General features: G+C 61.6%; 10 protein-coding genes. 7 read left to right on the top strand and 3 right to left on the bottom strand.

Annotation, left to right across the window (positions count from 1 at the left end; all coding sequences use genetic code 11):
- From AWB82_RS31935 to AWB82_RS31920, 4 genes are all read left to right on the top strand, one after another.
- On the top strand, positions 1-159 hold a 159-nt coding region (locus AWB82_RS31935; RefSeq protein ID WP_143756919.1), incomplete at its 5' end, for a 2Fe-2S iron-sulfur cluster-binding protein.
- Positions 160-242: 83 nt separating this feature from the next.
- Entirely contained in the window at positions 243-1,043 is an 801-nt protein-coding gene (locus AWB82_RS31930) for a DUF1835 domain-containing protein (RefSeq protein WP_086973298.1), read from the top strand.
- A gap of 33 nt (positions 1,044-1,076) precedes the next feature.
- Entirely contained in the window at positions 1,077-1,682 is a 606-nt protein-coding gene (locus AWB82_RS31925) for a TetR/AcrR family transcriptional regulator (RefSeq protein ID WP_086973297.1), read from the top strand.
- A gap of 219 nt (positions 1,683-1,901) precedes the next feature.
- Positions 1,902-2,567 carry a GNAT family N-acetyltransferase gene (locus tag AWB82_RS31920; RefSeq protein WP_086973300.1) on the top strand — a complete coding sequence of 222 codons (666 nt, stop codon included), beginning with the start codon at positions 1,902-1,904 and terminating at the stop codon, positions 2,565-2,567.
- Between the two features lie 75 nt (positions 2,568-2,642).
- Here the strand turns inward: AWB82_RS31920 and AWB82_RS31915 are convergent, their stop codons facing one another.
- Positions 2,643-3,146: an Lrp/AsnC family transcriptional regulator gene (locus AWB82_RS31915; protein WP_086973296.1), complete on the bottom strand. Its 504-nt coding sequence runs from the start codon at positions 3,144-3,146 to the stop codon at positions 2,643-2,645.
- A 144-nt stretch (positions 3,147-3,290) separates the two neighbouring features.
- Between AWB82_RS31915 and hppD the strand changes: the two genes are divergently transcribed.
- Entirely contained in the window at positions 3,291-4,394 is a 1,104-nt protein-coding gene (gene hppD / locus AWB82_RS31910) for a 4-hydroxyphenylpyruvate dioxygenase (protein WP_086973295.1), read from the top strand.
- A gap of 105 nt (positions 4,395-4,499) precedes the next feature.
- On the opposite strand, the gene AWB82_RS31905 is transcribed toward hppD, so the two are convergent.
- Positions 4,500-4,709, bottom strand: a complete 210-nt coding sequence (locus AWB82_RS31905) for a hypothetical protein (protein WP_086973294.1) — start codon at positions 4,707-4,709, stop codon at positions 4,500-4,502.
- Positions 4,710-5,056: 347 nt separating this feature from the next.
- Here AWB82_RS31905 and AWB82_RS31900 point away from each other — a divergent pair, with 347 nt between their 5' ends.
- Both AWB82_RS31900 and AWB82_RS31895 read left to right on the top strand, forming a co-directional pair.
- Positions 5,057-8,629, top strand: coding sequence for an indolepyruvate ferredoxin oxidoreductase family protein (locus AWB82_RS31900; RefSeq protein ID WP_086973293.1), 3,573 nt, complete (start codon positions 5,057-5,059; stop codon positions 8,627-8,629).
- A 131-nt stretch (positions 8,630-8,760) separates the two neighbouring features.
- Positions 8,761-8,982, top strand: coding sequence for a hypothetical protein (locus AWB82_RS31895; protein WP_143756947.1), 222 nt, complete (start codon positions 8,761-8,763; stop codon positions 8,980-8,982).
- A gap of 50 nt (positions 8,983-9,032) precedes the next feature.
- On the opposite strand, the gene AWB82_RS31890 is transcribed toward AWB82_RS31895, so the two are convergent.
- Complete coding sequence (locus AWB82_RS31890; RefSeq protein ID WP_086973291.1) at positions 9,033-11,306, bottom strand: NADP-dependent malic enzyme; 2,274 nt, start codon at positions 11,304-11,306, stop codon at positions 9,033-9,035.
- Positions 11,307-11,523 lie beyond the last annotated feature (217 nt).

Genomic DNA, 11,523 nt, shown 5'->3' with positions numbered 1-11,523 from the left:
GGAGTGTGCTGCACGTGCCGCGCGAAAGTGCTCGAAGGCGAAGTGAAGATGGAGAAGAACTACACGCTCGAACAACATGAGATCGATGAGGGTTTTGTACTGACTTGCCAGTGCCATCCGGTGAGCGAGCGCGTGGTCGTGAGTTTCGACGAGCGTTAAGTAGCGGCCCGCTGTCATTCGATTCGCGTAAACTAGGACCGCTGACCCGAGCGGTCCTTTCGTCTTTCCGGCATCCGACACCGATGAACACGATTCACGTCACGAATGGCGATTGCGCGGCCCAGTCCCTCACCGAGGCCTTGCAGCGCGCGGAACGCGACGAACGCGTCATCGCGCTGCGCGACGATCTCGCCGTCGGTCCGCTCAGGGACATCGACGAATCGGTGCTCGCGCGCGCCACGTTCTGGCGTCAGGTGCTGAACAGTGCGATCGATTTCGAGGACGAACTGGAAGAGCAGCAAGCGCTGTTCAACCGCCTCGCGCGCGGCGATGGTCAGATTGTCGTGTGGCACGGTCAGAGCGCGGCTGATCAACTCACCTTGCGGCGCGTCGCCTTTCATCTGCGCAATGCGCCGCAGCGCCTGAACGAAGCGAAACTCACTCACGACGATTTGGCGATCGCAACCGACGACAGCGATCCGCAACGCGTCGGCCGCACCGATCGGGCGACGGCCGTCGGCATGTTTTCGCCGAAGCAACTGCTAGCGAAGCTGCCGACCGCGGCCCCGATATCCGTGCTGCGCATCAGCCGCCTCGCGCTCGAATGGCAGGAAGCGAAGTACGCCAACGCGGAAACGCGCCGGCTGCGCGACAACATGCTCATATCGGGAACGTGGATCGACGTCGACGAAGCGCTGCTCGACCTCGCCGGCCCCGAATGGAAACCGGCGGCCCGGATTGCCGGCGCGGCGATGGCACAGCGCTTCGATTTCATGCTCTCCGACTCCATCGCATTCTGGCGCTGCCGCGAACTCGTGACGGCGGGACGCCTTAAAATCCGCGGCACGCCGTCCGAAATCGGTCAGGCCGAGCTGCGCCGCTGAATTCATACCTATAAGAAGGCATTCTTCGAACACATGGCCCGTACCAAAGCGCCCGATCACGAGACGCAACGCGAACAAATCCTCGAACTCGCCGCCGCGAAATTCGCGCAGACGAGCTACCCCAGCACCTCGATGGCGGATCTCGCCGCCGCGAGCGGCACGTCGAAAGCCCGCCTCTATCACTATTACGAGAGCAAGGAAGCGATCCTCTTCGACCTGCTCGACCGCTACACCAAGCGGCTGATGCTGATCATCGCGGAAGTACAAGGCGCGAGCCAGCGGCGCGGGCTGAGCGAGCGCGAGGCGTTCGCCGAGCTCGTGCGCGCGTTTCTCGCCGAATATGAGACGTCGCATAGCCGGCACGTCGCGCTTCTGAACGATGTGAAGTATCTCGAAGACGCGCAGCGCGAAATCGTCCTCGATCGTCAGCGCGACATCGTTGCCGCGTTCGCGCGTCAACTCGCGCGCGCGTATCCGAAGCGCGCGACCAAGGACAATCAGACCGCCCTCACCATGATGGTGTTCGGCATGATCAACTGGACGTTCACCTGGCTCAAGCCGGGCGGCAAGCTCGGCTACAGCGAATTCGCCGAGCAGGTCGTCGACATGATCGAAAACGGACTGAACGGCGCTCGCTAGAAATGCTGCAGCACAACAGACTCTCCGGTCGGTGAAACGTCGTGTTTACGCAAACGCGCTAAGTACATGATTTATAAGTAATATAATCGATTTCAACAGTTGTTTAGAACGTGACCCCTAACGTGTTCTAAGGGTTTTCCCGTACTCATTTCTCCAGGATCGGCTAAACTTCGTTTTGCTTTGCAGCAACTCTGCATCACGAATGAAGGAGAAACGACCGTGGAACCGACTATCAACCGCACTGCCGAGCAGATCGTCGCGCACGACCAGCCGCTCAAAGACGCGCGTATGCCGGTTCTCGTCCGCGAGCTGTCTTCGGCGGATCGCGAGCGTCTCCTCACGCACTTTCTCGCCCTCGACGAAGACGACCGCCTCTTGCGGTTCGGGCAAATCGTGCCGGATCACGTGATCGAGAACTACGTGCGCAACCTCAACTTCGCGAACGACAAAGTGTTCGGTGTGTTCGGCAGCGCGCTGGAATTGATCGGCGTCGGCCATCTGGCCTATCTGCCGGCCGAGGGCGACAAGCGCACCGCCGAGTTCGGCGTGTCGGTGCTCGAAAGCGCGCGTGGCCGCGGTATCGGCTCGAAGATGTTCGAGCGCGCCGCCATGCGCAGCCGCAACACGCATGTGTCGGTGCTCTACATTCACTGCCTGTCGCGCAACTCGACCATGATGCACATCGCGAAGAAGGCGGGCATGAAGATCGAGTACTCATACGGCGAAGCGGATGCTTATCTGTCCCTCGCGCCGGCGGACCAGACCAGCATCGTGGCCGAAATGTTCCAGGAGCAGGCGGCCGTGTTCGACTATGCGGTCAAGCGCCAGACGCAGCGCGCGACGCAGGTTTTTCAGGCGTTCATGCCGACGGCCGACGCCGCGTAACCTTCTTCAAGAACAGCGCGGGGTTCGCGCTGCGAGCTGGACCAACAAGGGCGGCATCGACCGCCCTTCGTCGTTTTAGTGCAGCGGCAGAACGGTCGTCTCCTTGATGCGCTCCAGCGAGAAGCTCGATCGCACATCGATCACCGATGGATGGTGCAGCAATTCGTCCTGCACAAAGCGCGAAAAGTCGTCCATGTCGCGCACCTGCACGCGCAAGAGAAAGTCCATCTCACCAGTCATCGCATCGCAGGCGACGACTTCCGGCCATGAACGCACCGCCTCACGAAAGAGGTCGCCGTGCGTCGGCGCCTTTGGTGTGCCCGGCGCAGCCTGCGTGCCGCCGCGCTTTTCCAGACGCACGTTGATATAAGCCAGCAGACCGAGCCCGAGCTTTTTTGCGTCGAGCAATGCGACGTAGCCGCGAATCACGCCGGTTTCCTCCAGCCGACGAATGCGCCGCAAGCACGGACTCGGCGACAGATTCACACGATCCGCGATCTCCTGATTCGACAGCCGGCCATTTTCCTGAAGAATCGCGAGGATGCGGCGGTCTATCGTGTCCAGCTCTGGCTCAGCCATTTCATAGCTCCGAATTGCGCTCGATTGGCAGCATCGTGCGCAATTCTATGAACGCGCGATTTGTTTCGCAAGTTTTTGCCAGCGCCATCTGACTAAACTGTCTCCACGTCGCGCACACGCGCCGCCGCCAATTAGGAGACATGCATGACCGCAACGACCTGGGAAAATCCCGTCGGCACCGACGGCTTCGAGTTCATCGAGTACACCGCGCCCGATCCAGTCGCGCTCGGCAAACTGTTCGAACAGATGGGCTTCACCGCGATCGCGAAGCATCGTCATAAAGATGTGACGCTGTATCGGCAGGGCGAAATCAACTTCATCGTGAACGCAGAGCCGGATTCCTTCGCGCAGCGCTTCGCGCGTCAGCACGGGCCGTCGATTTGCGCGATCGCATTTCGCGTCGCCGATGCCGCCAAAGCGTACAAGCGCGCGCTCGACCTCGGCGCCTGGGGCTTCGACAACAAGACCGGCCCGATGGAGCTGAACATTCCGGCGATCAAGGGCATCGGCGATTCCCTGATTTATTTCGTCGACCGCTGGCGCGGCAAGAACGGCGCGCAACCGGGCAGCATCGGCGATATCAGCATTTACGACGTCGACTTCGTACCGATTCCGGGCGCGCAGCAGAATCCGGCCGGCCACGGCCTCACCTATATCGATCACCTCACGCACAACGTCCACCGCGGCCGCATGGTCGAATGGGCGGAGTTCTACGAGCGGCTCTTCAACTTCCGCGAGGCGCGCTACTTCGACATCGAAGGAAAGGTGACGGCGGTGAAGTCGAAAGCGATGACCTCGCCGTGCGGCAAAATCCGCATTCCGATCAACGAGGAAGGCTCGGAGAACGCCGGCCAGATTCAGGAATATCTCGACGCTTACCACGGCGAAGGCATTCAGCACATCGCGCTCGGCACGGGCGACATCTACAAGACGGTCGACGGTCTGCGCGGCGCGAACATCGCGCTGCTCGACACCATCGAGACGTATTACGAACTCGTCGACCGTCGCGTGCCGGGTCATTGCGAAACGGTCGCGGAATTGAAGAAGCGCAAGATCCTGATCGACGGCACCAAGGATGAAGTCCTGTTGCAGATTTTCACGGAGAACCAGATCGGGCCGATCTTCTTCGAGATCATCCAGCGCAAGGGCAATCAGGGCTTCGGTGAAGGCAACTTCAAGGCGCTGTTCGAATCGATCGAACTGGACCAGATGCGCCGCGGCGTGCTGAAGGACACAACCGCGGGCTGATTCGTCAGAGCAAGCACGCTTAAAAAAGGGACATGGACCGCGAAGGTCGATGTCCCTTTGTTCATTCCGGCGATCCGCTTGTCCACGCGGAGCGCAATGAGCGGGTCAGCCCGCCATCTCGTCGTCGCTGCTGTCGGATTCACGGCGCTTCTGAGCGCCAGCCTGAACCGATTGAACGCGCACTTGCTCGACCTGTGCAACCGACGACGCCCCGAACGGCGAGGCATTATTCGCCCGTGCGCCGCCCACCGGCGCGCTGATGGCGAAAAAGGCTGTCGACACCATCAAGAAATTTTGAATGTGGCGTTGTTTCATCGTTATCTCCTTCTAACTGCTTGCGTACTACTCACTTCCGGAAGTCAAAAACGCGCCCAAAAAAGCGGCGCGGGATTTCCGAGAGCGCCATTTTAGACAGCGTTGAGCGCGAGGGTTCCTGCAGATCGGTCGGATTTACATGCAGTAACAAAACCTTCGTGATGGCGGTCAATTCGCTAAGGATTTGACGCAAAGCGAAGCTAAGTGAGGAATTTTTAACGGGTTTGCCCCACTGTCTCCAAAACCCTGAGACCGGCAAACTGGAATCCCGGCTCGACCGTTCACAAGACGCGACGGCCCGAAACATGCTTTGGTGATCCCAAACCTCGGGTGGAGGAAGACACATAATGAACGCCCCGCTAGACGCAGAACAAAGAGCTTCTCTAGAAGCCGCGTTGAAGTCCGTCACGCTCGACGACAAATACACGCTCGAACGCGGCCGCGCTTACATGAGCGGCATCCAGGCTCTGGTGCGCCTGCCGATGCTCCAGCAAGAGCGCGACAAGGCCGCCGGTCTCAACACCGCCGGATTCATCTCCGGTTATCGCGGTTCTCCCCTCGGTGGTCTCGACCAGTCTCTCTGGAAGGCGAAGAAGCATCTCGCCGGGCATCAGGTCGTGTTTCAGCCGGGCGTGAACGAAGATCTCGCCGCCACAGCCGTGTGGGGCTCGCAGCAAGTCAACCTGTACCCGAGCGCCAAATACGACGGCGTGTTCTCGATGTGGTACGGCAAAGGCCCGGGCGTCGATCGTTCGGGCGATGTCTTCAAGCACGGCAACTCCGCCGGGTCCGCTGCGCACGGCGGCGTTCTGGTGCTCGCCGGCGACGATCACGCCGCGAAATCATCGACGCTCGCGCATCAGTCGGAGCACGTCTTCAAGGCGTGCGGCCTGCCGGTGCTGTTTCCGTCGAACGTGCAGGAATATCTCGATTTCGGGCTGCACGGCTGGGCGATGTCGCGCTACTCCGGCCTGTGGGTCGCGATGAAATGCGTGACCGACGTCGTCGAGTCGTCGGCTTCGGTGGATATCGATCCGCATCGCACGAAAATCGTGATTCCGACCGATTTCGCGATGCCCGAGGGCGGCCTGAACATCCGCTGGCCGGACCCGCCGCTCGTGCAGGAAGCGCGTCTGCTCGACTACAAGTGGTACGCCGCGCTCGCCTACGTGCGCGCGAACAAGCTGGATCGCGTGGAGATCGATTCGCCGCACGCGCGTTTCGGCATCATGACCGGCGGCAAGGCGTACCTCGACGTGCGTCAGGCGCTGACCGATCTCGGCCTCGACGACGCGACGTGCTCGCAAATGGGCATCCGTCTCTACAAGGTCGGCTGCGTGTGGCCGCTCGAAGCGCAAGGCGCGCACGAATTCGCGCGCGGGCTGGAAGAGATTCTGGTCGTCGAAGAGAAGCGTCAGATCCTCGAATACGCGATCAAGGAAGAGTTGTACAACTGGCCGGATGCGCAACGTCCGCGCGTCTACGGCAAGTTCGACGAGAAAGACGGCGCGGGCGGCGAATGGTCCGTGCCGATGGGCAACTGGCTCTTGCCCGCGCACTACGAGCTGTCGCCGGCGATCATCGCGAAGGCCATCGCCACGCGCCTCGAAAAGTTCGACCTGCCGGCCGACGTGCGCGCGCGCATCGCCGCGCGTCTCGCCGTAATCGACGCGAAGGAGAAGTCGCTCGCGCGGCCGCGCGTCGAGGCGGAGCGCAAGCCGTGGTTCTGCTCGGGCTGTCCGCACAACACGTCGACGAACGTGCCGGAAGGCTCGCGCGCGATGGCGGGCATCGGCTGCCACTACATGACGGTCTGGATGGACCGCAACACGAGCACGTTCAGCCAGATGGGCGGCGAAGGCGTCGCGTGGGTCGGCCAGGCGCCGTTCTCGAACGACAAGCACGTGTTCGCGAATCTCGGCGACGGCACGTACTTCCACTCGGGCTTGCTCGCGATCCGCGCGGCGATCGCGGCGAAGGTGAACATCACCTACAAGATTCTTTACAACGATGCCGTTGCGATGACCGGCGGCCAGCCCGTCGACGGCGTGCTGACCGTGCCGCAGATCACGCATCAGCTCGCGGCGGAAGGCGCGGCGAAGATCGTCATCGTCACGGATGAGCCGGAGAAATACACGCCGAGCGTCGGACTTGCGCCGGGCATCGACGTGCATCATCGCGATGAACTCGACGACATTCAGCGTCAGTTGCGCGAAATTCCGGGCACGTCGATCCTGATCTACGACCAGACCTGCGCCACCGAAAAGCGCCGGCGTCGCAAGCGCGGCGCGTTTCCCGATCCGGCGAAGCGCGTCGTCATCAACGAGGCGGTGTGCGAAGGTTGCGGCGATTGCTCGGTGAAGTCGAATTGCCTGTCGGTCGAGCCGCTGGAAACCGAGTACGGCACGAAACGGCAGATCAACCAGTCGACCTGCAACAAGGACTACTCGTGCCTGAACGGCTTCTGCCCGAGCTTCGTCACGGTAGAAGGCGGCCAGTTGAAGAAACCGAAGGCGACGAGCGTTTCCGACGACGCCATGTCTCCCGTGCCCGCGCCGGAACTGCCGGAGATCGGACGGCCGTATGGCGTGCTGGTGACGGGCGTCGGCGGAACGGGCGTCGTGACGATCGGCGCGCTGCTCGGCATGGCGGCGCATCTGGAGCAGAAAGGCGTCACCGTGCTCGACGTCACCGGTCTCGCGCAAAAGGGCGGCGCCGTGATGAGCCACGTGCAGATCGCGAACCGCCCGACCGATATCCACGCGACGCGCATCGCGATGGGCGAGGCGGATCTCGTCATCGGCTGCGATGCGATCGTCACCGCGAGCAACGAATGCGGCTCGCGGATGCAGCCGGATCACACGCGCGTCGTCGTGAACAGCGCGCCGACGCCGACCGCCGAGTTCATCAAGAACCCGAACTGGAGCTTTCCGGGCGCGAGCGCGGAGGCGGATATCCGCGCGGCGGCGGGCGAGCATGTCGCGCTCGTCGATGCGAACCGCTTCGCCGTCGCGCTGATGGGCGATGCGATCTACACGAATCCGTTCGTGCTCGGGTTCGCGTGGCAGAAGGGCTGGGTGCCGCTGCAGCATGAATCGCTGGTGCGCGCGATCGAGTTGAACGCGGTACAGGTCGAGAAGAATCTCGCGGCGTTCGAATGGGGACGGCGCGCGGCGCACGATCTCTCGTCGGTTACGCGGCTGGCGCACGGCGCCCCGGATGCGGCTCCGGGCAAGATCATCGCGCTGCATACGCCGAAGGCGCTCGATTCGCTCATCGACAAGCGGCTCGACTATCTCGCGAGATACCAGAACACGGCTTACTCGGCGCGGTATGGGCGGCTGGTCGCGGAAGTGCGCGCGAAGGAAGCTGAACTTGGAAACAGTGATTATTCGCTCACCGAAGCCGTCGCGAAGAATCTTCACAAGCTGATGGCCTACAAGGACGAGTACGAAGTCGCGCGCTTATATGCCGATCCGGTTTTCCTCGACAAAGTGAAGAACAGCTTCGAAGGCGACTGGAAGATCAAGGTTCATCTCGCGCCGCCTTCGCTTTCGAAGAAAGACGCGCATGGGCGTCTGGTGAAGAAGCAATACGGCCCGTGGATGATGTCGGCGATGCGCGTTCTCGCTCGCTTCAAGTTCCTGCGCGGAACGGCGCTCGATCCGTTCGGCCGCACGGAAGAGCGGAAGATGGAGCGCGCGTTGATCGACGAGTATGAGGCGCTGGTGCGGGAAGTGATCGGCGGGCTCACGGCGCAGAAGTTGCCGCTCGCGATCGAACTGGCGAGTCTTCCGGATTCGATGCGCGGTTATGGGCACATCAAGGAAAACAACGTGAGGGCCGCGAAGGTGAAGTGGGAAAAGCTGCTCGCGCAGTGGCGGAATAACGAAGGCGGGGAAAAGCGCCAGGTGGCTTAAACCATCCACGCTTGATCTTCGAAAGGCGATTCGCGAAGGCGGATCGCCTTTTTTCATGCGCCACACGGTGACGATGAAACAGCAAGAAGCGGACTGTACCGGTTCGGCGATCACGTTAGCCTGAACGTCCGATGGAATCATTCATCGCCCGACGGAGGCTCGCCATGCTGCCGCTAATCTCGTTTCATTCGCTCGTTGCCGGACGCGGTGACGGGTTGAAAGCAGAACTGCTTGCGTTGCTGTCCCGTTGCCCGGCTTCGGACGGTGGCCTCAGCGTGAGTTTCGACGCCGAGGAAGTCGGTCATCTCCACGAAGCCATGCCGGACGAACCCAAGGAAGCCGCGCCAAAATAAAAACGGCGATCCAGTCCCCCGGATCGCCGCTCTGCCTTCAGCAATGAACCTTACTTCGCCACACGCGCATTCGCGCTCGCGACCGCCGTCATATTGATGATCCGCCGCACGGTCGCCGCCGGCGTCAGAATATGCACGGGTTTCGCAGCACCGAGCAGGAACGGCCCAACCGTCACGCCCTCGCCGCTCACCATCTTGAGCAGGTTGTACGTGATATTCGCCGCTTCCACATTCGGCATGATCAGCAGATTCGCCTCGCCATGCAGCGTCGTGCCCGGGAACGCCGACTTGCGCACCGCTTCCGACAAAGCCGCGTCGCCATGCATTTCACCATCGATTTCGAGATCCGGCGCGCGCTGGGCGATCAGTTTGCGCGCTTCCGCCATCCGATTGGCCGATGCGCTCGGCACGCTGCCGAAGTTCGAATTCGACAGCAGCGCGACCTTCGGCTGAACGCCGAACCGCTCGATCTCGCGCGCCGCGAGAATCGTCATGTCGGCGAGTTGTTCGGCCGTCGGCGTCTCGTTGACGTACGTGTCGCTGATGAACAGATTGCGCCCCTGCAACATCAGCAGGTTCATCGCCGCGAAGTTGTTCGCGCCTTCGGCCTTGCCGAGCACCTGATCGATGAACTTCAGATGATCCTGATACGTGTCGATGAGACCGCAGATCATGCCGTCCGCATCGCCCGTGTGAACCAGAATCGCGCCGATGAGCGTGTTGAACTTGCGCAGCGCGGCCTTCGCGCTTTCGGGCGTCACGCCCTGACGCGCGGCGATCTCGTGATACGCCTGCCAGCTCTTCTGATAACGCGGATCGTCTTCCGGATTCACGATCTCGAAATCGACGCCCGGCTTCAGCTTCGAACCCATTTTCTTGAGACGCATCTCGACGACAGCCGGCCGCCCGATGATGATCGGCTTCGCGATCTTCTCCAGCAGCACGAACTGCGCGGCGCGCAGCACGCGCTCGTCCTCGCCTTCCGCGAACGCGATGCGCGCGGGCGCTGCCTTCGCCGCCGCGAACACCGGGCGCATCACCATGCCCGTGCGATACACCGTCGCGCCGAGCGTCTCGCGATACGCGTCCATGTCCTTGATCGGACGGGTCGCGACACCCGAGTCCATCGCGGCTTGAGCGACGGCCGGCGCGATCTTGATGATCAGACGCGGATCGAACGGCTTCGGAATCAGATACTCCGGACCGAATTCGAGCGAATGGCCTTCGTACGCCTTCGCGACTTCATCGCCCTGATCGGTTTCCTCGGCGAGTTCCGCGATCGCGCGCACGCACGCGAGCTTCATCTCTTCGGTGATGGTCGTCGCGCCGACGTCCAGCGCGCCGCGAAAAATGAACGGGAAGCACAGCACGTTGTTGACTTGGTTCGGATAGTCCGAACGGCCCGTCGCGACGATACAGTCCGGACGCACGCGCTTCGCTTCTTCCGGGCGGATTTCCGGCTCCGGATTCGCGAGCGCAAGAATCAGCGGCTTGTCGCCCATCGTCTGAACCATTTCGGCCTTCAGCACGCCCGCGCTCGAACAGCCGAGGAACACGTCGGAACCGTGCATCGCATCGGCGAGCGTGCGCGCGTCGGTGCTCGCCTGATAACGCTCCTTCGATGCATCGAGATTGCCGCGGCCTTCGTAGATCACGCCTTTCGAGTCGACTACGAGCGTGTTCGACTTCTTCAAACCCAGGTGCACGAGCAGATCCAGACACGCGATCGCCGCCGCGCCCGCGCCGGAGCACACGAGCTTTATTTCGTCCAGCTTCTTGCCGACCACTTTCAGGCCGTTGAGAATCGCCGCCGAAGCGATGATCGCCGTACCGTGCTGATCGTCATGGAAAACGGGAATCTTCATGCGCTCGCGCAGCTTCTTCTCGATATAGAAGCATTCCGGCGCCTTGATGTCTTCCAGGTTGATGCCGCCGAGCGTGGGTTCGAGCATCGCGATTGCATCGACGAGCTTGTCCGGATCGGTTTCGGCCAACTCGATGTCGAACACATCGATGCCCGCGAACTTCTTGAAGAGACACCCTTTGCCTTCCATCACCGGCTTGGCCGCGAGCGGGCCGATGTTGCCGAGGCCCAGCACGGCCGTGCCGTTCGTCACGACGCCGACGAGGTTCGCGCGCGACGTGTACTTCTGCGCGTCGAGCGGCTCGTCGTAGATCGCCATGCACGCGGCCGCAACGCCCGGCGAATACGCGAGCGAGAGGTCGAGCTGGTTGGAAAGCGGCTTGGTCGGAGTAACCGAAATCTTGCCGGGGCGCGGATTCTGGTGATACGCGAGGGCGCTTTGCTTGAGTTGTTCGTCCATGATTGACCTGAGACGTTTGGGAATTATTTGAACAGGGTTCACACCGCCGTCGACCGTGCTGCAATGAATGCGGGAATGTGAATCGATGGACCAGTTTTCACGGCTCGGTACGTCGGATAGACGCAGCGTGCCGCTCGCACGGATGAGGCGAGCGGACGGAGCCTTTGGTTTTTTGGGACGTTCAGTGTACACCGCGCACTTGAAATGACGCGATGCA

The sequence above is a fragment of the Caballeronia glebae genome (assembly GCF_001545035.1).
GTDB lineage: Bacteria > Pseudomonadota > Gammaproteobacteria > Burkholderiales > Burkholderiaceae > Caballeronia > Caballeronia glebae.
Note: the sequence above shows the minus strand (reverse complement) of the source record. Positions and strands in the feature narration are given on the sequence as shown.